The following is a 21,315-nucleotide window of genomic DNA, read 5'->3' as shown; positions in this document are numbered from 1 at the left end:
GAGTTTCGCCCTTATGCATGTTTCTCGCCTTCCACCGGTCAGTGCCGCCGCACCGCCTCAGTGGGTCGTCGGAGCCGCCTGGGTCGAGGAGATCGCCGTACCTGAAGGTCCTTCGCGCGTGCGGGTCGACAGCGTCCACTTCGCCCCCGGAGCCCGGACCGTGTGGCACCGCCACCCCCTGGGGCAGTTGCTGCACGTCATCCAGGGAGCCGGACTCGTCCAACGTCGCGGCGGAGCGCTGGAAACCATCCGCGTCGGCGACAGCGTGCGCATCGCCCCGGGCGAGTGGCACTGGCACGGGGCCGCTCCCACCACCTTCATGACCCACCTGGCCATCCAGGAGGTTGCCGGGGACGGCACCGAAGCCGAACGCGGCGCAACCGTGACCGACACCGAATACCTCGCCGGACCGCCGACCGTCTGACCATCAAGAAAGGCAGCACCTTTCATGTACGCCAAGCAGTACGAGATCACCCTGCCCGCCGACTACGACATGGAGATCATCCGCAAGCGGGTGGCCGCCGGCGGCCACGTCCTCGACGACCGCGCCGGACTGGGCCTGAAGGCGTACGTCATCCGCGAGCGCGGCATCGACGGCTCGCCGGTCAATCAGTACGCGCCCTTCTACCTGTGGAACGACACCAGCGCGATGGCCCACTTCCTCGTCGGCAAGGGTGGATTCCAGAACATTGTCCGCGACTTCGGGCGCCCTGCCGCACGCCACTGGGCCGGCATCGCCTGCCATGCCGGCCCCGCCCGTACGGCATTCCCCTGGGCAGCCTCGCGTCGCCTCACCTCGATCCCTGCCGACTCTGATCCCGACGCGACCGGCCTCGGCCTGGCAACGCTGATCGAACGGGAGGTCGAGGAGCTTCCCGGGATCGCCCGCCGCGAAGACGTACACACCGTCGCCCTGGCCTTTGACCCCGGGTCCTGGCAGCTGATGCGGTTCGTCCTGTGGGAGGACGCTGTGGCACCGGACGAGGCAGCCACCGAATGCTACGAGGTACTGCACCTGTCCGCTCCCGGCATGGCCCGCCTCCCGGAAGGACAAGCCTGGTAAGGCTTGACGCCCGCAGAGCGGTGACGGTGTGACATCGGTGCGGCCTTCGGGCCGATGTCACACCGTCACTGCTGCGGCCTCGCCCTGCGAACCGCGCGGACCGGGCACCGTCATGGCGGCCAGGTCCAGGTCCAGGCGGCTGTTCATGTCCAGCTCGAACCGGCCGTACGGATTCACATGGGTCCAGAACAGCGGGGAGAGCGCCCGGCGGTCCGCGTCGGTGAGCTTGTCCGCCCACTTCGGATCGGCCAGGACCTCCTGCATCAGCAGCGTGTTGACGTGCACCAGCGCGGACTGGAGCAGGTGCAGCGCGAGCATACTGACCTCCTGGGATTCCTTGTCCGCACCGGCCAGGTCGCCGTCCTTGCCGTAGAAGAGGTCCTTGTTCGCAGAGTTCCAGTTCTCCACCACCTGCAACCCCTCGTGAATCTCCTGGCGCATCCCAACGTCGGCGAGGTAGTCGCAGACGAATGAAGTAGGCCGTGTTCTCGTATAGCTGCCGCCACCCGTCATGTAGCGCTGAGTAGCTACGCGGGCCTGCGGTCGCGCTGCTCCACCTGGTGCACGAGAGGGGCTCCGGCGGCCCTGCCCTTCAGCCAGGAGGTGAGAGTCGACGACGGAATCTCAAGGTAGGAGGACGTTTCCGTAGGCGTGAGGAGCCCGTCCGTGAACCTGTCGACCATGATCCACCTCCCGTTGCTGTCAGGTTCCGCATCGTCACACAACCAGGCTCCCACGGAGGAAGCGGCGACACACGCCTCGCTCAGCACGCCGCCGGCAGGCGATCGGCGCGGGTGATCGCCGGGTCCGGCGTGGGCACATCGTCCGGCGGGCAGTCACGGCAGCGACCGGGTTCGGCGGCGCGGAAGGCGCGTTCGCAGCCGCCGTCGCAGGTCTGCCAGGGCAGGACGGGAGGTGTGTCGGGTGCGGCGGCCTGGGCGGGTGCGGCGACGGGCAGGTCGCGGAGTCGGAAGGCCAGGATGCGGGCCGGTCGCGCGCTCAATCGGGCCGGGAGTCCGGTGGTGAGCAGGTCGGTGATCTCCTCGGGTCCGGCGCCTTGGGCGAGCCACTGGGCGACGGCCGGGGCGAGCTGGGCGACCTCCCGTCGGGACAGGATCAGCCGGCGGTCGCGGATGCGCAGCGAGGCGAGGATGACAACGGCCTTCGGGTCGGGCTCCGTCAGCGGGGGAAGAAGCGCGGCTTCGGGGTCGGGTGACGGTGGGATGGGCGGTGCGCCCGCGGCTTCGGGTGACGGTGGGGGGACCGGACCTCGTGCGGGCGCGGTCGCCTCGGGCTTCGCGTCCGATGCGGCATCGGGTCGGGGCCCCGGCGCGGGTGGCTGCTCCCGCGTGGGCCTCCGGGGCCGTGGCGGCACCGGAGGCGTCGGCGTGGGGTCGCCCTGTCCCGGCACGTCGTAGAAGTACGTTCTCGTACGAAGCACGCCGCCGGGACCGCGCTCTCGCCGCCGCTCCAGATAGCCGTCGGCCTCCAGCTCCCTGAGCGCCCGGGAGATGAGGATCTCGCCCTCGGTGAAGTGCTCGCACAGCGCGTCGATGCGGACGGGTGCGCCGTCCGGCAGCGAGAGGATGTAGGCCGCGACGCCGACCGTGACCGCGCTTCCGCGCCGCTGCGCAAGGGCGTTGGCGATCACGGTGAAGTCGGCGGTGAGGCGGGTGCGGACGTGGATCACGCCGGAGGTCGGTGCTCCGGTGGGGGCGCGCAGGGGCGCGTTAGACTGCGGTTCAGCCATCGGGAAGTGGATCTCTTCCTGATCGGTGAGGCCCTCGATCAGGATTGCCGTCCTGGCCGGGGGCCGTCATATGTCTGGGGTTGTTGCGGCGAACGTAACCGCCCGCTTCCCGCCCCCGCAAGCCGGTCACCCTTCCGGGTGACGAGGGGGAGGGGAGGGAGGGCAGGTGGTTCTTTACTCCAGGTTCTTTGGGGGAGTTCGTGGCTCGCCGGACCCCCGCGCGCGAGGTTCCGGCGGCTCGGGAAGGCCGCTTCGCGAGCCGGTTCCCGGCCCACTCAGTCCCGGTGGCCGGGCTTCAACTGGCCTATGAATGAAGCCCAGCAGGCTGCCGAGAGGAACAGCGCGGGACCGTGCGGGGCCTTGCTGTCACGGACGTGCACGACGCCGGGGAATCCGTCCGCCACCTCCACGCAGTCGCCCCCCTCCTGATTGCTGTAGCTGCTCTTGCGCCAGGCGGCGCCGTTCAGATCGGGACGGGACATTCGCGCCACGGTGGTTGCCCTCCATCACGGATCGGATCATGCCGAGCGACATGAGCGGGGGCAGCGCTGCCGCCCGAAGCCGATCGTAGGACACCGTGAAGCGCCTGACCTCGGCTGGATCCTCGACGAGTTGGCCGTAGTGCGCGCCCTCCGTGTAGGCGACCTCGGAGCCATCCGGCTGCGTCAGAACGGTCAGGGAGCCACCCAACGCGTCGTGCTCGCCCTGGTCGAAGGGGAGCACCTGCACGGTGATGTGGGGCTCGGTAGTCGCTTCCAGCAGCCGGGCCAACTGGCCGTGCATGGTGTCCCGCCCGCCGACCGGACGACGCAGTACGGCCTCGTCCAGGACCACCCACAGGTCCGGGCGGTCGGGCGAACCGAGCCGTTCCTGTCGCGCGAGCCGGGCGGCAACGCGCTCCTCCAACTGCTCCTCGCCGGTGAGCGAGCGGCCGACGCTCAGGACGGCCCGCGCGTAGTCCTCGGTCTGCAACAGGCCCGGCACTACGTGCGCCGCGTACTGCCCGATGGACACGGCTTTCGCCGAGTGCGCCATGAACGCCCGCGACCAGTCGGGGAATGCCTCCCGGTAGACATAGGGCCACAGGTCGACCAGCAGGTTGTCCGCAGCCAGGGCCGCGTCGAGCGCCCGAGCCAGATCCAGCGTCGGTTTCGCCCCCGACGAGCGCTCGATCTGCGTGATCCGGGTGCTCACCACATGCGTCTTCGCGCCCAGTTCGGCCTGCGTCAGCCCGGCGGCCGTACGGAGTCTGCGGACACGTGAGCCGAAGAGCGCGGCCATCGACTCCTCGGGCTGAATTCCTTTGGCCATGGGCTCACTTCCGTTCCTTACAGCTTGTGACGTAAGGCCTCGTCACCTTCCGAGCGTAGGGGCGCCGGTCGATGCTTGAGTACGGAACGTCACGATCCGTACACGCTGTGGGTCGTGCGAAATCGACGGACTGGGATGGACGGCACGTGCTGAAGACCATGGCCATGCCGGGCGACGGCCCGGAGCGCGAGACGGAAGAAGCAGCGGTACTGCCGCTCGGCGGGGAAACGTGCGACCCAGGGGAGAAAAACGGGTCCGCGCCCGAGGAGTTCGCCGCGCAGTTCACCTCGACAGCCCGAGGCGCGCAGCTCGCCCGGCGGCTCGTAGTGCGGCGTCTGGAGGAGTGGGGGCATCCGCCCGCCTCGGACGTCGCCTGCACCGTCGCGCTGTTGGTCGCGGAACTCACCACCAACTCGGTACGCCACGGGCGAGTGCCAGGGCGCGATTTCCAGCTTCGCGTGGGCTGGGATGTGCCGCGCCGTCTGATCCGTATCGAGGTGTCGGACGCGTCATCGGACCGGCCCCCCACCCATGCGCCTGTGCCGTCCAGCGACGATGAGTCGGGGCGCGGCCTGCTTCTCGTGGACGTGCTGGCCGCCCGCTGGGGTGTGGCCCCGCGTGTTCCCATCGGCAAGGTCGTCTGGGCGGAAGTCGCGACGGAGCCCTGGGGGCCTTCGGGCGAATTCAACCTCGTTCTGTCCAAGTCAGCTCCCGACAGCCCTGGTCATCGGTGACCGGGGCGCCGCCTTTGCCTCCGCGCCGCACTGGGAACTGCGGTCTCCGACGCGCCGCTCGCTGCGACGTCCGCAATCGGGGCCATGCCCACGCGAGCGAAGCTCCGCTGCCTGGGCTGCCGCTACCGCCACTACGAGATCGGCCCTACCGCAAGCCAGTTGGAGCTCTGGCAGGCGGAAGTAAAGCTCATGTCGCCCGATTGGGCAATTGATCACTCTTTGCCCACTGAATTCTGCTAATCCTATGACCGGGGTTCCTGGCGCCAGCCCGTAGCAGCGCCGGTGCGCTGTCTGGAGGGGATACACGTGAGCACGACATCACGGGAAGCGGTCGTCGCCGGCGAGCAGAAGGCCGTGGACCGAGCCTACGACTGTTACGAGGCCCGCCTCGCGGAGATGGCCGAACATCCGCCCGCCTCTGCGGCGGCCAGTGGCAAGGACTCCATCGCCGCCCGCAAGGAAGCCGAGGCCAGGGCCGAGGAGTACGGCGGCCTGGATGGGGAGGCCCTGGTCGTCAGCAGGGTGGATGTGCAGGAACCGGGCGAGATGAAGCCCGAGACCTTCTATGTCGGGCGGCGGAGCGTGTTCGACGTCGAGACCCGTGACCAGATGGTGGTTCTCTGGACGAACCCGTTGGCCAGGAAGTGGTACAACGCGCTGCCGGAAGCGCCCGGGGAGGTGCTCCTGCGGCGGCAGTTACGCTGCGTGCAGCGCACGGTCGAGGACTACCTGGACGAGATCGCCCCGGCTTCAGTGCCCGGTGATCAGGGCGCGGCAGCGCCCGACACCTGCGATGACACAGTGGTTCTGCCGAGTATCGCCGACGACGACGTTCCGGAGACCGCCCCCGCCGAGGACCCCGCGCCCTCTCGAGTGCCGTCACCTCGGGGAATCGTTCGCAGGCGTAGGAAGAAGCCGCAACAGGTGGACGAGTTCCTGCTGCGGGAACTCCACCGGTCCCGCAGCGGACGGATGCGGGACATCGTCGAGACGATCCGACGGGACCAGATGGCGCTGGTCACCGGCTCACCCGCGGACGTGCTCGTGATCCAGGGTGGTCCGGGCACCGGAAAGTCCGCGGTGGGCCTGCACCGCGTGACCTGGCTGGTGAACAACGACCACTTCCGCGCGCAGGACATCTTGGTCGTGGGACCGCATCAGACCTTCCTGGAGTACGTGGGGAGGGTGCTGCCCACCCTCGGCACCCGCAATGTCAACGCGGTTCAGCTCTCCCGCCTCTGGCAGGGAGACATCCGCGGCACGGACTCCCCCAAGGCGCGGCTCGTCAAGTCCGACGACCGGATGGCTACCGTCCTGCGACGGCGAGTCGAGAGCGAGTGCAGACCGGAAGCGCTGGATGCCCTCACCACCGCCCCCGCGCACGACAAGGACGAGGCGGACTTCACCGTCCCCATCGGCAGCACAACGCTGCGCCTGCCTCGTTCGGAGGTGCTCGGCCTTCTCCGCGAGGCGCGCGAGGGAACTGGGGCCTACCGCGCACGCCGGGACCGCTTCCGGACACTGGTGGTCGACCGTCTGCTGAGCGCACTGGTCGAGCTGGCGCCGCGGCGTGGCCGGGATACGACGGTGCGTCGGGATCTCGAGCGCAACCGTCAGGTCACGGCGCTTGTCGACCGGACGTGGCCGGCGCTGAGTCCCGAGGAAGCTCTGCGGAGTCTGCTCAACTCGCCCGACAAGCTGCGGGAGTGCGCGTCGCAGATCCTCGGCGACAGTGAACAGGCCGCGTTGCAGAGGCCGAAGGCCGAAAGCGCGGCGGAGGACGCCTGGACGCTCGACGATCTGGTGTGTCTGGAGGAGCTGCGCTTCCTCATCGCCGGTGAGACCCCGCAGCGGTACCGGCACATCGTCGTCGATGAGGCTCAGGACCTGACACCGATGCAGGCGAGGTCGTTGCGGAGGCGTTGCCCGACCGGCTCGATGACCGTACTCGGCGATTTGGCGCAGGCCACCGGTCCACACACGTACGCTGACTGGGACCGGTTGGGCGGGCTCCTTTCCGGCGAGGGCGACTGGCGTGTGGCGGAGCTGAACACCAGTTACCGAGTACCCGCTCAGATCATGGAGTTCGTGGCTCCCCTGGCCCGGGCGGTTGCCCCTTCGCTTCCGTACCCGGTCGCTGTGCGCCGGGCCGACGGGGAAGCGGTACGGCAGGTTCCGACGACGCCGTGGGAGCTGCTGGACGACACCGTGACCCGCGCGACCCGCCTCGTCGGTACCCACGACGGCCGCTCCCCGAGGTCGGTCGCCGTCATCGTGCCCGACGACTCCCACTGGCGGGAAGAGGTCCGCCGGGGGGTCGACCAGGCGGACGGCATGACGCCGGAGAGGCGTCAGAACGTGTCCGTACTGGCCACGACCCAGGCCAAAGGCATGGAGTTCGACCACGTTCTGGTTCTGGACCCGACCGCCATCGCCGACCGCGGACCCGCCGGTCTGCGCCAGCTGTACGTGGCCCTGACCCGCAGCACGCAGAGCCTGACCGTCCTTCACACGTCACCGCTGCCGAAGGCCCTCATCTCAGGCAGCGATGATGCGGTTGACGCCCCGTCCGTTCCCGAGGTGGCCGGTGAATCCCCCGGGACGGGAAGCGGCGGCACATCCGGCGCGGGCGACCTGGCGGTCGGCGACAGCGTCCGGGTCCGGGTACTCGGCCCCGGCCCCGGCTCCCACTGGAGGGTCCAGGCCCTCTTTCCCGACACGGAGCGCACCCTCCTCCTCGTCCTTCGCCACGGCTCCCCGGCTCCCGCCGTCGGATCCGAGCTGGACGGTTGGGTGATCCGTAACGAAGCACGGGTAAGCATGGTCTCGACCAGCGACTTCGGCCGCAAGCCCATCTCGGCCGGCATGGCAGCGCGCTACGAGGCGGCGCTCGATGTTCTGGGCGACATGGCTCGCGGGGACACGGTCCCGGCCGATGCCACAGCTCGGCTGTCGGAGCTGAAGGGTATGGCGAACCGCTGCCTGCGCCGGGACCAGGCCGACTGGCTGAGTGTCTGGCGGCTGCTCGGATCCCCTGACGCGGTCCGATTGGGTGCCCTGCGGGACCTTGCTCAGCGGACACGCGACGCGGTCTCTTCGGAGGATCCCGTTCTGAGGACGACACTCCTGACCGATTTCGCGCGAAGCGGCTGGGCGGATCCTTTGTCCGAAGCCCGCGAAAACCTGCGGCGCCGCCCCGGCACCGCGCCTGAACCCGAACTCGACAACCGGCCCGAACACGGCAACCGGCCCGAACACGGCAGCTCACCGAACGAAGAACCCCAGGAGGAGCACGAGTTGAACCACACCGACACCTTGCAGGACGACGAAGTGGCAGCCGGCCCACGTCCGATTGCGAGCCAGGCCCTTCAGCACGAGCTGGCGGTCGCAGCGGAGTCCGACCGGAAGTGCAACACGCATGAAGCAGTGCGGTACGAGTTGAAGGCGGCCCTGCTGAGGGCGGGACTGCGGCCGTCCGATTCGTCCGTCGTCGACGTCAGCCGGGTAGGCCAGGACGGTCACTTCCTCTATGAAGTCCTCGGCTCCGGATGTTCGACGTACGCGGACCTCCGTGCCGGAGCAGCACGTTTGCTGGAGGTGAACCACACTCTGCCGCGGTCCGCCGACCGCCTGTACCTGGTGCTCTCCGAGTCGCCCGCTGAGGAGTGGGCAGCGGAGACCGTGCGAGCGGTGTTCGGTGTACACGTCCTGTGGCGGACGCTGGATGGCTGGGACGGTGACGAGAAAGAGACCGGGCTCGGTGCCCGCGTCGATCTGGCGGCGCATGTTTCCTGAGGCGGCGCTGCTGGAGGACCCGTCCCGCACGGAGGAACTGGCGCGGGACCGCTGGTTCGACGCGACGCCGTAGCCCCCGGGTGCCTGGGTGCCCGGCTGTCGGAGGGCGCCGCTACGATCGCGGCTCGACAGCGGACAACCTGGGGAGTGGGCGTGCAGGAAACGAGCGCAGTGGAGTTGGCCTACCTGCCGACGACCGCGGACTCGGTGGGGGCGCTCCGCGCGCGGATGCGGGCCACTCCGGCCGGGCGGCTGCAGAACGGGGTGCTCCTGGCCGGCGCGGTCGTTGTGCTGGGCGCTCTTGTGCTGAACTTCGCGGCGCCGGGGGAGCCCAGTCTCAGGTCGACGGTGGTCTGCCTCGCGGCGCTGGCCGTGCTCGTCGGTCTGTACGGGCTGATTCCCACCCTCCAGGGGCGGCAGGTGCACCGGATGCTCGCCCCGCAGGGGAAGTTCCAGGCCTCGTGGACGACGGCGGGGTGCGGGTGACCTCGCGTGACAGCGAGACGACGTACCGGTGGCCGATGCTCACCCGGTACGCGGAGACGGACGAACTGTTCGTCCTGCTGACGCCCGACAAGTACGGCGTCGGCCTGGTCGTCCTCCCCAAGCGCGGCGCCGCGGAACCGGCCGACGCCGACCGGTTGCGGGCCGTCCTCGACCGGAACGCCACCCGGATCTGACCCGAGGGAATCCGCCCTGAAGGAAAGGGCCCGCAACGATACCGGTGCGGGCCCTTTCCCGTATCTCGGCGCATGCCGCCGAGGAGGTGCTGCACTGCTGGCAAGAGCCCTCCTACGCGGCGAACCGCCGGTCCACCACCCGCCACGCCACCTCCAGCAGCACCGCCCCCGTCGCCGCGATCCCCACCGCGCCCCACGGCATCGTCGTCCCCACCAGCTTCAGCGCGAAGAAGTGCTGCAGCCACGGCACCATCAGCACGATCAGGAAGCAGGCCCCCATCGCCGCCACCAGGCACACCCGCCACCACGTGTACGGGCGGGCGATGATCGCCAGGACCCACATCGAGACCAGGAACAGCGTCAGCGTCGCCGCGCTCGTCTCCGCGTCCAGTGCGCCCGGGCCGCTGTAGTGCGAGCGGGCCAGCAGATACGTGGCGAAGGTGGCCGCCGCCGCGATCACGCCCGCGGGGATCGCGTACCGCATCACCCTGCGTACGAAGTGCGGCTTCGCGCGCTCCTTGTTCGGGGCCAGCGCCAGGAAGAACGCCGGTACGCCGATGGTCAGCGTCGACAACAGCGTCAAGTGCCTTGGCAGGAAGGGGTATTCGACCTGGCTGCACACAACCAGGATCGCCAGCAGCACGGAGTACACCGTCTTGGTCAAAAAGAGCGTGGCGACCCGGGTGATGTTGCCGATGACCCGGCGCCCCTCCGCCACCACCGAAGGCAGCGTGGCGAAGCTGTTGTTGAGCAGCACGATCTGGGCCACCGCGCGCGTCGCCTCCGAGCCGGAGCCCATCGAGACGCCGATGTCCGCGTCCTTCAGTGCCAGGACGTCGTTGACGCCGTCGCCCGTCATCGCGACGGTGTGGCCGTGGGACTGCAGCGCGCCCACCATGTCGCGCTTCTGCTGCGGGGTGACCCGGCCGAAGACCGAGTTGGCGTCCAGGGCAGTGGCCATCCCTGCCCGCTCCGTGGGGAGTCGGCGCGCGTCCACGGTGTTCCGCGCGCCGGCCAGACCCAGCTTTCCGGCCACCGCGCTCACCGACACCGCGTTGTCGCCCGAGATGACCTTCGCCGCGACGTTCTGGTCGTCGAAGTAACGCAGCGTGTCGGAGGCGTCGGGCCGCAGCCGCTGCTCCAGCACCACCAGCGCGGTCGGCTCGGCCCCAGCCGTGACGGCCGGCGCGTCCAGCTCGCCCGCGGCCCGGGCGAGCAGCAGCACCCGTAGGCCCTGCTCGTTGAGCTGGTCGATCTCGGCCAGCGCCGGATCACCCGTCGGCAGCAGCACATCGGGCGCGCCCAGCAGCCACGTGGAGCTCTCGCCGTTGCCCTCGCTGAAGCTCGCACCGCTGTACTTGCGCGCCGAGGAGAAGGGCATCGACTCCGTGCAGCGCCAGTCCTTGCTGTCGGGATACGCGTCGATGATCGCCTGGAGGGACGCGTTGGGCCGGGGGTCGGACTCGCCGAGCGCCCCCAGGACTTTGTGGATGTACGTCTCGTCCGAGCCGCTCAGCTGCCGCAGCTCGGCGACGTCCATGCCCGCTTCCGTCAGCGTGCCCGTCTTGTCGAGGCAGACGACGTCCACCCGCGCGAGCCCCTCGATCGCGGGCAGTTCCTGCACCAGGCACTGCTTGCGGCCGAGCCGGATGACGCCGATCGCGAAGGCGACCGAGGTCAGCAGCACAAGCCCCTCGGGGATCATCGGCACGATGCCGCCGACGGTCCTGGCCACCGAGTCCTTGAAGTTGGTGTTCTTGACGACCAGCTGGCTGATGATGAGCCCGATCGAGGTCGGGATCATCATCCAGGTCACGTACTTGAGGATCGTCGAGATGCCGCTGCGCAGTTCGGAGTGGACGAGCGTGAACCGGGACGCCTCCTCCGCGAGCTGAGCCGCGTATGCCTCGCGCCCCACCTTCGTCGCCTTGAACGCCCCGCTGCCCGCGACCACGAAGCTCCCCGACATCACCTGGTCGCCCGGCTGCTTGACGACCGGGTCGGCCTCACCCGTCAGCAGCGACTCGTCGATCTCCAGGCTGTCCGCCTCCGCCACCTTGCCGTCCACGACGACCTTGTCGCCGGGCCCGAGTTCGACGAGATCGCCGAGGACGATCTCGGAGGTGGAGATTTCCGCGGCCATGCCGTCGCGTCGCACCGTCGGTCTGGCCTCGCCGATGAGCGCGAGCCCGTCCAGCGTCTTCTTGGCGCGCAGCTCCTGGATGATGCCGATGCCGGTGTTGGCGATGATCACAAAGCCGAAGAGGCTGTCCTGGATGGGCGCGACGAAGAGCATGATCACCCACAGCACGCCGATGATGGCGTTGAAGCGGGTGAACACATTGGCGCGGATGATGTCGACGGTGGAGCGCGAGGAGCGGACCGGTACGTCGTTGACCTCGCCCCGCGCGACCCGCTCGGCGACCTCCGCCGTCGTCAGCCCGCGCGGCGCGATCGCTGACAGGGGGAGCTTCATCGGGTGTACGGGGTCGAGCTCGGCTCCCGCGTCGATGAGGGGTCGGCGCGGCTCCGGGCCGTTCGTGTCGATCCTCGCCCGCTGCGTCATGGTTTCGACGGTACGGCCGGAAGGACCGGTTCACCCGCCGAGTGCGCCGAAGTCAGACCCCGGTCGGACGCGAATCGTCCCCTGGCACTACAAGCGCCGTACGGGTCACTTGCCTTCGTCGGTCGCGGCGCCCCCGCCGTTGTCCCCCGCTGCCCCGCCGTTGTCCGCTGTCGCGCCGCTGTCAGCTGCCGCGCCGCCGTCCGCTGCCGGGGTCGCCTCGGCGGCCGCCGTGCGCTTGATCGCAGCCTCCCGCCCCCGCACGTACCAGATGCCGATCAGCCCGAGACCGGCGCCGGCCAGGCATGTCCACACCCACCACATCAGGTCGCGGTCTTCGAACCAGCTGTAGAAAGGGATCTGCGCGACGAAGAGGACGAACCAGAGGATCGTGCCGCCGACGACGGTGGCGACGACGGGCCCCTCCAGGGGCTCGGGTGCCTCGTGCTTGGGGGTCCACTTCGCCATGCGCACAGTGTAGGCGGCGCCCGACCAGCCGTTCGGGTGGCTGGGTCACCCAGGAGGTCTACGCGCGGAGATAGCGGTCTTCGCTTTATGTGTTCATACTGAAACGGTTTGCCGTTGGCCTGAATTATTCGTGCAAACATCCAAGTCCACCCCCTGTACGACTGAGGTTCCGCATGTCTCCCATGGCCACCGTCTCGGTCGAAGGCCCGCAGCCGCCGGCTTCCGGTCAGCAGCCGCAGAACCACCTGGACCGCTTCTTCAAGATCTCGGAGCGCGGCTCCACGGTCGCCCGCGAGGTGCGCGGCGGATTCGCCACCTTCTTTGCGATGGCCTACATCATCGTGCTGAACCCGATCATCCTCGGCAGCGCGAAGGACATGTACGGGCACCAGCTGGACACCGGCCAGCTGGTCACCGCCACCGTGCTCACCGCGGCCTTCTCCACGCTGCTCATGGGCGTCATCGGCAATGTCCCGATCGCTCTTGCCGCCGGACTCGGCGTGAACACCGTCGTGGCTCTCCAGCTCGCGCCCCGGATGTCCTGGCCGGACGCGATGGGCATGGTCGTACTCGCGGGCTTCATCGTGATGCTGCTGGTCGCCACCGGTCTGCGCGAGCGCGTGATGAACGCCGTGCCGCGCAGCCTGCGCAAGGGCATCGCGATCGGCATCGGCCTCTTCATCATGCTGATCGGCCTGGTGGACTCGGGCTTCGTCTCCCGTATCCCGGACATCGCCAAGACCACCGTCCCGCTTCAGCTGGGCATGGGCGGCCACCTGGACGGCTGGCCGGTCCTCGTCTTCGTCCTCGGTACGCTGCTCACGCTCGCGCTGATCATCCGTAAGGTGCCGGGCGCGATCCTCATCTCGATCGTCGCGATGACGATCGTCGCCATGGTCATCGACGCGGTGGCGACGGTCCCGTCCTGGGGCCTGACCACGCCGCAGTGGCCGGGCAACCCGGTCGCGTCGCCGGACTTCGGGCTGGTGGGCGAGGTCAGCCTGTTCGGCGGCTTCGGGAAGGTCGGCTATCTGACGGGCGTGCTGTTCGTCTTCACCGTGCTGCTGTCGTGCTTCTTCGACGCGATGGGCACGATCCTCGGCGTCGGCGACGAGGCCAAGCTGATGGACAAGGACGGCAACCTCCCCGGCATCAACAAGGTGCTGTTCGTCGACGGCATCGCGGTGGCCGCGGGCGGCTCGACCTCGTCGTCAGCCGCGACATGCTTCGTCGAGTCCACTGCGGGCGTCGGTGAGGGGGCCCGTACCGGTCTGGCGTCCGTCGTCACCGGTGCGCTCTTCTCGGCGGCGCTGTTCCTCACGCCGATCGCCACCATGGTCCCGTCCCAGGCGGCGACGCCCGCGCTGGTGGCGGTGGGCTTCCTGATCCTGGCGGGGTCGGTACGGGACATCGACTGGAACGACTTCACCGTCGCCGTCCCGGCGTTCCTGGCGATGGTGATGATGCCGTTCACGTACTCCATCACCAACGGCATCGGCATCGGCTTCATCGCCTTCAGCGTGCTGCGGCTGGCGGCCGGCAGGGGCCGCGAGGTGCCCGTCGCCATGTATGTGGTGTCCGCGGTCTTCGTCTTCTACTACGCGATGCCGGCACTGGGTCTCGCGTAAGGCGCTTCACGCGGCGCGGCGCTGCACGCGCGGCGCCTCACGTAAGCCCGTAGAACTTCTCCGTCTCGTCGACCGCCGCCTTGAAGCGTTCGTCGAAATCATCGCGAATGAGCGTCCGGACCACATAGTCCTGGACGCTCATTCCGCGTCTGGCGGCGTGGTGCCTGAGACGGTCGAGCAGCTCACCGTCTATCCGGAGGCTGAGCACTGTCGATCCCATGTCAGTCAGGGTTGCCGGATCACTGTGGCCGGTGCGTCACTTTCCGGATCTCTCTCACTCATATGGGTGACACAGTCATCTTTCGGCCGACGCGCATACCGGCTGGTCTTTAGAGAGGGTAATGAGTTACGCTAATGAACATGCCCGACCTGTCCCCCGGCAGCGACGCTGACGTCGCCGCCGTGAACGCTCTCCGCTCGGCCGTGATGCGGCTGGGCCGACGCCTGAAGCATCAGCGCGTCGACGAATCGCTGAGCCCCACCGAGATGTCGGTGCTCGGCACCCTCGCCCGTTGCGGCTCCGCCACCCCGGGCGAGCTGGCCCGCAAGGAGCATGTCCAACCGCCGTCCATGACCCGGATAGTGGCGTTGCTCGAGGCCAAGGGGCTGGTACGGCAGGAGCCGCACCCCGACGACCGCCGGCAGAAAGTGGTCAGCCAGACCGAGGAGGCGGAAGCCATGCTCGAGGAGAGCCGCCGCAAGCGGAACGCCTGGCTGGCCACGCTCGCCGAAGGACTGGACGAGGACGAGTGGGCGAAGCTGCGCGCAGCCGCCCCCGTGCTGGAAAAGCTCGCACACCTGTAACCGAGCACCTTTGAGGAGGCGAACGCTTTTGAGTACGGGACCCGGAGCAGACTCCGCACCCGCACCAGCCCCTACAACCATGTTCAGCTCGCTGAAGATCCGTAACTACCGGCTCTTCGCCACCGGGCAAGTGGTCTCCAACACCGGCACCTGGATGCAGCGCATCGCCCAGGACTGGCTGGTGCTGACGCTGACCGGATCCGCGTCCGCCGTCGGCATCACCATCGCGCTGCAGTTCCTGCCCATGCTTCTGTTCGGCCTGTACGGCGGCGTGCTCGCGGACCGGCTTCCCAAGCGGCCGTTGCTGCTGGCCACCCAGGTCGCGATGGGGCTCACCGGCCTGGCGCTCGCCGTTCTCACCCTCAGCGGCCATGTCCAGGTGTGGCACGTCTACCTCACGGCCTTCCTGCTCGGTCTCGTCACCGTCGTCGACAACCCGGCGCGCCAGTCGTTCGTCGTGGAGATGGTCGGCCCGGAGCAACTGGGCAACGCGGTGAGCCTCAACTCCGCCAACTTCCAGTCCGCGCGGCTGGTCGGCCCGGCCGTCGCCGGTGTGCTGATCACGGCCGTGGGCAGCGGTTACGCCTTCCTGCTGAACGGTCTGTCCTTCGTCGCGCCCATCGCGGGCCTGCTGCTGATGCGCAACAGCGAGCTGCACAAGGTCAAGCGCGCACCCCGCGCCAAGGGACAGCTGCGGGAAGGGCTGCAGTACGTCGCGGGCCGGCCCGAGCTGATCTGGCCGATCGTCCTCGTCGGCTTCATCGGCACCTTCGGCTTCAACTTCCCGATCTGGCTGTCGGCCTTCGTCAACAACGTCTACCACTCGGGCGCGAGTACGTACGGCCTGCTCAACACGCTGCTGGCGGTCGGTTCCCTGTCGGGCGCGCTGCTCGCCGCCCGGCGCGGCACCTCGCGACTGCGGGTGCTGGTGGGCGCGGCGGTGATGTTCGGCGTCCTGGAGATCGTGACGGCGTTCGCGCCGAGGTTCTGGATCTTCGCGTTGCTGATGGTGCCGATCGGGATGTTCGGCCTGACGGTCAACGTCACGGCCAACTCCAGCATTCAGATGGCGACGGAACCGGCCATGCGGGGCCGTGTGATGAGCCTGTTCATGATGGTCTTCGTGGGCGGTACGCCAGTGGGCGCGCCCCTCGTCGGCTGGATCACCGACACGTACGGACCGCGGATCGGCCTCGCGGCGGGCGGCACGGTGGCGCTGGTCGCGGCGATCGGAGTCGGCGTGATGCTCGCCCGTGTGGGCGGGCTGCGCCTCAAAATAGATCTGCGGCGGGGACGCACGCATGTGGAGTTCGTCTCGAAGGAAGAGCTGGCGACGGCGGCGTGAGCGGCGCCGCCCGTCGCGGGCGGGCGCGCGGTCCGTACGGCCGCCTCGGGCGACCGCGGTGCCCCTGCCCCGGGCGACCGGGGTGCGACCGCCCGTGCCGTCGTCTGTACGGGGCGGGCCCCGCGATCGGTACGGCTCGGGCCCGAGGCCCTCAGGACATCGGCTTCACCCGTCCCGTACCGCCCCCGTTTGGGTCAGACTCGGGGGATGAGACTCTTCGCTGCCGTACTGCCGCCGGCCTCGGCCGTAGGTGAACTCGCCCGCGCCGTCGACCGGTTGAGGAACCTGCCCGGCGCGGACAGCCTGCGCTGGACCGGCCGGGACGGCTGGCACTTCACACTCGCCTTCATGGGCGAGGTCGACGACGTCCTGCTCCCCGAGCTGCACGAGCGGCTCGGGCGGGCCGCCCACCGGACCGCGGCCTTCCCGCTGCGCCTCCATCGCGGCGGACGGTTCGGCCGACGTGCGCTGTGGGCGGGCGCGGCGGGCGGCCTGGAGGAGATGCGCCTGCTCGCGGAACGCGCGGACGCGGCGGCCCGGCGGGCCGGGGTCGGCATGGAGGAGCACCGCCGCTACCACCCGCATCTCACGATCGCCCGCAGCCGCGACGATGCGGATCTGCGCCCGTACGTCGAGGAGCTCGACACCTTCGAGGGCACGCCCTGGGAGGTGACCGAGGTCGCGCTCGTACGCAGCAATCTGCCGGTGAGCGGGGTGCTGGGCGAGCAGCCGCGGTACGAGACGGTCGGGTCCTGGCCACTCGAACGGGCGAGTTAACCTCGTAGCGTGAATCCAAAGACCAGAAACCAGATCATGGCCGGCGTGCTCGTGCTGATGTTCGTGATCGTCGCCGTGGCGGCCGTGGTCGGCCAGTAACCCTGACCGACCACCGGCCGCCGCAGCGCTTCGGAGCCCTGGCCGGGCCCCGGCCCTACCAGGCGAAGGCCTCCGGGGACGGCCCCGGCCCCGGGAAGATCTCGTCCAGCGCGGACAGCACCTCGTCGCTCAGCTCCAGCTCGACGGCGCGCAGCGCCGAGGCGAGCTGGTCCGCCGTGCGCGGTCCGACGATGGGCCCGGTGATCCCCGGCCGGGTGAGCAGCCAGGCCAGCGCGACCTCGCCCGGCTCCAGGCCGTGCTTCTCGAGCAGGTCCTCGTACGCCTGGATCTGCGCACGGGTCCCGGCATTGGCGAGCGCATCCGCGGCCCGGCCGGAGGCACGCCGTCCGCCCCGGGTCTCCTTCTTGATGACTCCCCCGAGCAGCCCGCCCTGCAGCGGCGACCACGGGATCACGCCGAGGCCGTACTCCTGCGCGGCCGGGATGACCTCCATCTCGGCGCGGCGTTCGGCGAGGTTGTACAGGCACTGCTCGCTGACCAGGCCGAACGAGCCGAGGCGGCGGGCGGTCTCATTGGCCTGCGCGATCTTCCAGCCGGCGAAGTTGCTGGAGCCCGCGTAAAGGATCTTGCCCTGCTGGATGAGGACGTCGATCGCCTGCCAGATCTCCTCGACGGGCGTGTCCCGGTCGATGTGGTGGAACTGGTAGAGGTCGATGTAGTCGGTCCGCAGCCGCTTGAGGCTGGCGTCGACGGCACGGCGGATGTTCAGTGCTGACAGCTTGTCGTGGTTGGGCCAGGCGTCGCCCTCGGCGGCCATGTTGGCGTAGACCTTGGTGGCGAGGACGACCTTGTCGCGACGTTCGCCGCCCTTGGCGAACCAGCTGCCGACGATCTCCTCGGTGCGGCCCTTGTTCTCCCCCCAGCCGTAGACATTGGCGGTGTCGAAGAAGTTGATCCCCGCGCCGAGCGCGGTGTCCATGATGGTGTGACTGTCGGCCTCATCGGTGAGAGGCCCGAAGTTCATCGTCCCGAGGACGAGTCGGCTGACCTTGAGTCCGGTGCGTCCGAGCTGCGTGTACTTCATAACAACCAAGCCAACGCCTTCGAGCGCGCTCGAGGCAAGGGCGGGCGGGGTCAGTCGCGGGGAAATTCACCGGTGGTGAGGGTGAGGCCGAGGGGCGTGCTGGTGAGGTCGAGCGGCTGCCCGAAGGCGACCTTCGTCTCGGTCGTGTAGTCCCCGTCCTTTGGCTGGGTGTGGAGGAGGCACTTGCCGGTGTACGGGTCGACGATCAAGAAGACGGGGACTTCGGCGACGGCGTAGGCGATCTTCTTCGGGCCGTAGTCGTTGAGTGCGGTGCCCTTGGAAATCACCTCGGCGATGAACTCCACGTCCTCGAAGCGCCAGCGGCCCCGGCTGTCCTGCACCGCTCCGTCGCGGAGCTTGGTCACGTCCGGGCAGAAGCCGTTCTCCGGGCCGGGGAAATCGATGCGCACGTCCGACAGCACCTCGACATCCATGCCGAACTTGTCTTCCAGCGCTCTGACGATCCTGCGGATGATCTGCCAATGGACGGTCCGCTGTGGCGACATGAAGACGCTTCCCCCGACGATCTCAACCTTCATTCCCTCGGGGACGGGCATCTGCTCAAGCCTCTCGAACCACTCGTCCAAGCGCTCGGCGTTGTCGTCGGCCATGTCGATCCTGTCGGTGTCCACGACGGTCATCGTGGCGCTCCTCCCCGCTGCCGCTCGATCGCATGCAGCCGCGCAGTACAACGATACGCACGGTGACATGACACGCCGTGGCGAGAACTGGTCACGCGCCGCCGAACCAGCCCGCCGCGTCGAGCCGGAAGGCGCCGACAGGGACGACCGTACGCAGGGACTCCTCGATCTCGCGTACGCGCCCCGCGCCGAGCGCGGCCGCCCACTCGGCGCGCAGTTCGTCGAAGATCGCGGCCGAGCGGGCGAGGACGTCCATGCCGCGCCCGGTCAGCCGGATCAGCTTCCGGCGCGCGTCGGCCGGGTCGTCGGCGCGCTCGGCGTAGCCCAGGGCGACGAGGCGGTCGACCGTCTTGCCGGCGGCCTGTTTGGAGACCCCGAGCCGCCGCCCGATCTCGCTGGCGGTCGCGCCGTGCGCGCCGATGGCCTGCATGGCGAAGCCGTGTGCGGGCCGTACGTCCGGGTGGCTCTGCGCGGCCAGCTCCGCGTGGAGCCGGTCGATGAGGGAGCGGAACCCGGCGAAGAGCAGCAGGGGCAGCTCGTAACCCGGTGTGTCGGCAGGGGTGTTGCGCATTTCGACAACCTGGTTTACCTTTTTATCGTCAACCATGTTGTCGATTATAGGAGCTGCCGTATGTTCGCCGAACACACCCTGGATACGGCGCCCGCCGCCTCGCGCCGTGCCATGGAGTCGACGATGAAGCGCCTGGGGCATCTGCCGCCGGCCGTCGCCAGACTCGCCTCTTCACCCCACCTGCTGGACGGCTTTCTGAAGCTCAGCGCGATGTTCGAGCAGACGACTCTGGACCCGGTCGCCCGCGAGGTGGTCGTGATGACTGTCGCGGCGCGGAACGAGTGCCATGTGTGCGTGGCGATGCACACCGGCAAGCTGCGCGCGCTGGGCGCGGAGGAAGGGCTGATCGCCGCGCTGTGCGAGCAGCAGCCGTTGGCCGACGAACGCCTCGAAGCTGTACGGCAGTTCACGCTGGAGGTGGTGCGTACGGCGGGGGGTGTGGGTGAGGAGGAGCTGGGGGCGTTTCTGGCGTACGGCTACACCGAGCAGAACGCGCTGGAGGTGGTGATGGGCATCGGGACGTACACGATGTCGACGCTGGCGAACCGGCTGACACGCGCTCCGCTCCGGTAGCGGCCGAATTTGGTCGGTGCATGCCAAAATTGATGGCGAACGTCCTTGCCTTCTCGGGGCGCCCGTGCCCCAATGCAACTGTCACTGACTGCCCATCAGACCCAGAGCGGTCGGCGCGGGGATCGAGCCCCTGGGGCAGCCCCACTCTCCCCACCCCACGGATCCCGTGAGCCCGTTCAGCGGCAGTCGGCGACGCCAGCCCGCAAACCCCCACATGAAGGCGGCACCCATGAGGCACGGCAGACTCGGAATCGGCGCATTACTGGGCATCGGCGTGATGGCGGCAGGTTCGCTCGCCATGGCGCCCACCGCGAACGCGGTGACGCCGGAGACGGCCACCATCTCCTTCGACTGCGGTTCGTTCGGCTCGGGGACGGCGACGCTCACGGCCACCCAGGACGGCACGGCCGCGACCATCAGCGTGTCCACATCGGCCATCACGGCTCCCATCCCCATCTCGGCGAACTCGGTCAAATCGACCCTCACTCTGACCAAGAACGGCTCCGACACCGCGACCTTCACCGGTAACGCCAACCCGGCGATCCCGGCCGGGGGCGCGGTCTCCACCGGGCTGCTCGACGGAACGGTCGCCGCGGGCGACAGCCTGGAGGCGAAGTCGCTGGTGGTCGTGGTCTTCGGCATCACCGCCACCTGCAACGCGACGTCCCCGCAGAACCCGGGCCCGTTCGTGTTCTGACAGCCGGACGAGCGACCCGGGGCGGCGTCACACGTGCTCGCGTGGCGCCGCCCCGTACCGCCCGCCAAGCCCCCACGCCTGGTGCATCGCCCCCGCGAACGCCGCCGCCAGTTTGTGTTCGCCCGACGGGCCCGGGTGCGTCCCGTCGTATGTGTCCCTGTCGATCGCGTACGACTCCGGGCGCGACGCCAGCAGCAGAGGCGAGGACGGCTCGTCCAAGTCCGCCACCGACTTCGCCAGCAGTTCGTTGAAGCGGTCGCACTCCGCCGCGAAGGGGGCGTCCGACCGGGCCCGTATGTTCGGGATGACGGGCAGCAGGACGATGCGTACACCCGGGTTGGCCGCGCGGGCTTCGGCCATGAACGTGCGGGCGTTCAGGGCGGTCTGGGTGCTGTCCGTGTAGAACCCGAGGTCTATCAGGCCGAGCGAGACCAGCAGGATGTCGGCCTTTTCCGCGGCGACCGTCTCCCGGATCACCGGGGCCATGTGCAGCCAGCCCTCGCCCCAGCCCGCGAGGTGCCTGCGGGCGTCGGCGGGGAAGGCGGGATCACCGTACGCGGAGGACACCGGCGTGTTCGCCGGCGTGTCGTACAGCTCGGTGCGCGGGCCGACGATCTCGTACGGGCCGTCGAAGGACGCGGCCAGGTGCTGCCACATGCGGTAGCGCCAGGTGAAGTCGCCGGCGCGTCCGATGGTCATGGAGTCGCCGACGAACATAAAACGCATGGGCGCAATCATGGCCGATCATGCCGCGCACCTGCGATGTGAGGC

Annotated in this window: 24 protein-coding genes; 12 read left to right on the top strand and 12 right to left on the bottom strand. The window is 69.1% G+C overall.

Annotated elements, in window-relative coordinates:
* Nucleotides 1-13: 13 nt before the first annotated feature.
* Nucleotides 14-424: a cupin domain-containing protein gene (locus tag J7E87_RS17300; protein WP_215094862.1), complete on the top strand. Its 411-nt coding sequence runs from the start codon at nucleotides 14-16 to the stop codon at nucleotides 422-424.
* Between the two features lie 24 nt (nucleotides 425-448).
* Nucleotides 449-1,063 (top strand): DUF4865 family protein, encoded by a 615-nt coding sequence (locus tag J7E87_RS17295; protein WP_215094860.1) that lies wholly within the window; start codon nucleotides 449-451, stop codon nucleotides 1,061-1,063.
* Nucleotides 1,064-1,120: 57 nt separating this feature from the next.
* Here the strand turns inward: J7E87_RS17295 and J7E87_RS17290 are convergent, their stop codons facing one another.
* The 5 genes from J7E87_RS17290 to J7E87_RS17275 all read right to left on the bottom strand — a co-directional run bounded on the left by J7E87_RS17290 (nucleotide 1,121) and on the right by J7E87_RS17275 (nucleotide 4,094).
* The gene (locus J7E87_RS17290) at nucleotides 1,121-1,576 is read right to left on the bottom strand and encodes a Tn3 family transposase (RefSeq protein ID WP_215095220.1); all 456 of its coding nucleotides are present in this window, start codon (nucleotides 1,574-1,576) and stop codon (nucleotides 1,121-1,123) included.
* Between the two features lie 14 nt (nucleotides 1,577-1,590).
* The gene (locus tag J7E87_RS17285; RefSeq protein WP_215095218.1) at nucleotides 1,591-1,746 is read right to left on the bottom strand and encodes a hypothetical protein; all 156 of its coding nucleotides are present in this window, start codon (nucleotides 1,744-1,746) and stop codon (nucleotides 1,591-1,593) included.
* Nucleotides 1,747-1,826: 80 nt separating this feature from the next.
* Nucleotides 1,827-2,813 (bottom strand): hypothetical protein, encoded by a 987-nt coding sequence (locus J7E87_RS17280; RefSeq protein WP_251017573.1) that lies wholly within the window; start codon nucleotides 2,811-2,813, stop codon nucleotides 1,827-1,829.
* A gap of 275 nt (nucleotides 2,814-3,088) precedes the next feature.
* Nucleotides 3,089-3,217, bottom strand: coding sequence for a DUF397 domain-containing protein (locus J7E87_RS35105; protein WP_308312967.1), 129 nt, complete (start codon nucleotides 3,215-3,217; stop codon nucleotides 3,089-3,091).
* Nucleotides 3,180-4,094, bottom strand: coding sequence for a Scr1 family TA system antitoxin-like transcriptional regulator (locus tag J7E87_RS17275; RefSeq protein ID WP_215095192.1), 915 nt, complete (start codon nucleotides 4,092-4,094; stop codon nucleotides 3,180-3,182). Before J7E87_RS17275 ends, J7E87_RS35105 begins: the two co-directional genes overlap by 38 nt.
* Before the next feature lie 176 nt (nucleotides 4,095-4,270).
* On the opposite strand from J7E87_RS17275, the gene J7E87_RS17270 reads away from it, so the two are divergent.
* The 4 genes from J7E87_RS17270 (at nucleotide 4,271) to J7E87_RS17255 (ending at nucleotide 9,333) form a co-directional block, all read left to right on the top strand.
* Nucleotides 4,271-4,858, top strand: a complete 588-nt coding sequence (locus J7E87_RS17270) for an ATP-binding protein (RefSeq protein WP_308312960.1) — start codon at nucleotides 4,271-4,273, stop codon at nucleotides 4,856-4,858.
* Between the two features lie 306 nt (nucleotides 4,859-5,164).
* Nucleotides 5,165-8,653: an ATP-binding domain-containing protein gene (locus J7E87_RS17265; RefSeq protein WP_215094858.1), complete on the top strand. Its 3,489-nt coding sequence runs from the start codon at nucleotides 5,165-5,167 to the stop codon at nucleotides 8,651-8,653.
* A 153-nt stretch (nucleotides 8,654-8,806) separates the two neighbouring features.
* Nucleotides 8,807-9,139: a hypothetical protein gene (locus J7E87_RS17260; protein WP_215094856.1), complete on the top strand. Its 333-nt coding sequence runs from the start codon at nucleotides 8,807-8,809 to the stop codon at nucleotides 9,137-9,139.
* Nucleotides 9,136-9,333, top strand: a complete 198-nt coding sequence (locus tag J7E87_RS17255) for a YcxB family protein (protein ID WP_215094854.1) — start codon at nucleotides 9,136-9,138, stop codon at nucleotides 9,331-9,333. The genes J7E87_RS17260 and J7E87_RS17255 overlap by 4 nt, the downstream gene beginning before the upstream one ends.
* Nucleotides 9,334-9,445: 112 nt before the next feature.
* On the opposite strand, the gene J7E87_RS17250 is transcribed toward J7E87_RS17255, so the two are convergent.
* Together J7E87_RS17250 and J7E87_RS17245 are read right to left on the bottom strand one after the other, a co-directional pair.
* A complete protein-coding gene (locus tag J7E87_RS17250; protein ID WP_215094852.1) occupies nucleotides 9,446-11,899 on the bottom strand; it encodes an HAD-IC family P-type ATPase in 2,454 nt (817 codons plus the stop codon).
* Between the two features lie 105 nt (nucleotides 11,900-12,004).
* Nucleotides 12,005-12,364, bottom strand: a complete 360-nt coding sequence (locus J7E87_RS17245; protein WP_215094850.1) for a DUF2530 domain-containing protein — start codon at nucleotides 12,362-12,364, stop codon at nucleotides 12,005-12,007.
* A gap of 173 nt (nucleotides 12,365-12,537) precedes the next feature.
* Here J7E87_RS17245 and J7E87_RS17240 point away from each other — a divergent pair, with 173 nt between their 5' ends.
* Nucleotides 12,538-13,992, top strand: a complete 1,455-nt coding sequence (locus J7E87_RS17240; RefSeq protein WP_215094848.1) for an NCS2 family permease — start codon at nucleotides 12,538-12,540, stop codon at nucleotides 13,990-13,992.
* 37 nt (nucleotides 13,993-14,029) lie between these two features.
* Here the strand turns inward: J7E87_RS17240 and J7E87_RS17235 are convergent, their stop codons facing one another.
* Nucleotides 14,030-14,212 carry a ribbon-helix-helix protein, CopG family gene (locus J7E87_RS17235; protein ID WP_175257654.1) on the bottom strand — a complete coding sequence of 61 codons (183 nt, stop codon included), beginning with the start codon at nucleotides 14,210-14,212 and terminating at the stop codon, nucleotides 14,030-14,032.
* Nucleotides 14,213-14,352: 140 nt separating this feature from the next.
* Here J7E87_RS17235 and J7E87_RS17230 point away from each other — a divergent pair, with 140 nt between their 5' ends.
* From J7E87_RS17230 to thpR, 3 genes are all read left to right on the top strand, one after another.
* The gene (locus tag J7E87_RS17230; RefSeq protein WP_215094846.1) at nucleotides 14,353-14,796 is read left to right on the top strand and encodes a MarR family winged helix-turn-helix transcriptional regulator; all 444 of its coding nucleotides are present in this window, start codon (nucleotides 14,353-14,355) and stop codon (nucleotides 14,794-14,796) included.
* Between the two features lie 28 nt (nucleotides 14,797-14,824).
* The gene (locus tag J7E87_RS17225; protein WP_215094844.1) at nucleotides 14,825-16,141 is read left to right on the top strand and encodes an MFS transporter; all 1,317 of its coding nucleotides are present in this window, start codon (nucleotides 14,825-14,827) and stop codon (nucleotides 16,139-16,141) included.
* A gap of 207 nt (nucleotides 16,142-16,348) precedes the next feature.
* The gene (gene thpR / locus J7E87_RS17220; protein ID WP_215094842.1) at nucleotides 16,349-16,918 is read left to right on the top strand and encodes an RNA 2',3'-cyclic phosphodiesterase; all 570 of its coding nucleotides are present in this window, start codon (nucleotides 16,349-16,351) and stop codon (nucleotides 16,916-16,918) included.
* Between the two features lie 154 nt (nucleotides 16,919-17,072).
* On the opposite strand, the gene J7E87_RS17215 is transcribed toward thpR, so the two are convergent.
* From J7E87_RS17215 to J7E87_RS17205, 3 genes are all read right to left on the bottom strand, one after another.
* Entirely contained in the window at nucleotides 17,073-18,062 is a 990-nt protein-coding gene (locus J7E87_RS17215) for an aldo/keto reductase (RefSeq protein ID WP_215094840.1), read from the bottom strand.
* Between the two features lie 50 nt (nucleotides 18,063-18,112).
* Nucleotides 18,113-18,703: a Uma2 family endonuclease gene (locus J7E87_RS17210; protein ID WP_215094838.1), complete on the bottom strand. Its 591-nt coding sequence runs from the start codon at nucleotides 18,701-18,703 to the stop codon at nucleotides 18,113-18,115.
* A 91-nt stretch (nucleotides 18,704-18,794) separates the two neighbouring features.
* A complete protein-coding gene (locus tag J7E87_RS17205; RefSeq protein ID WP_215094836.1) occupies nucleotides 18,795-19,310 on the bottom strand; it encodes a MarR family winged helix-turn-helix transcriptional regulator in 516 nt (171 codons plus the stop codon).
* A 24-nt stretch (nucleotides 19,311-19,334) separates the two neighbouring features.
* On the opposite strand from J7E87_RS17205, the gene J7E87_RS17200 reads away from it, so the two are divergent.
* Nucleotides 19,335-19,847 carry a carboxymuconolactone decarboxylase family protein gene (locus tag J7E87_RS17200; protein ID WP_251017572.1) on the top strand — a complete coding sequence of 171 codons (513 nt, stop codon included), beginning with the start codon at nucleotides 19,335-19,337 and terminating at the stop codon, nucleotides 19,845-19,847.
* A 229-nt stretch (nucleotides 19,848-20,076) separates the two neighbouring features.
* Nucleotides 20,077-20,544, top strand: a complete 468-nt coding sequence (locus J7E87_RS17195; protein ID WP_215094834.1) for a hypothetical protein — start codon at nucleotides 20,077-20,079, stop codon at nucleotides 20,542-20,544.
* A 27-nt stretch (nucleotides 20,545-20,571) separates the two neighbouring features.
* Here the strand turns inward: J7E87_RS17195 and J7E87_RS17190 are convergent, their stop codons facing one another.
* Nucleotides 20,572-21,270, bottom strand: a complete 699-nt coding sequence (locus J7E87_RS17190) for a GDSL-type esterase/lipase family protein (RefSeq protein ID WP_215094832.1) — start codon at nucleotides 21,268-21,270, stop codon at nucleotides 20,572-20,574.
* Nucleotides 21,271-21,315 lie beyond the last annotated feature (45 nt).

The organism is Streptomyces sp. ISL-1, assembly GCF_018614585.1.
In the GTDB taxonomy this organism is placed as follows: Bacteria; Actinomycetota; Actinomycetes; order Streptomycetales; family Streptomycetaceae; genus Streptomyces; species Streptomyces maoxianensis.
This window is presented reverse-complemented; position numbering and strand designations above follow the sequence as displayed.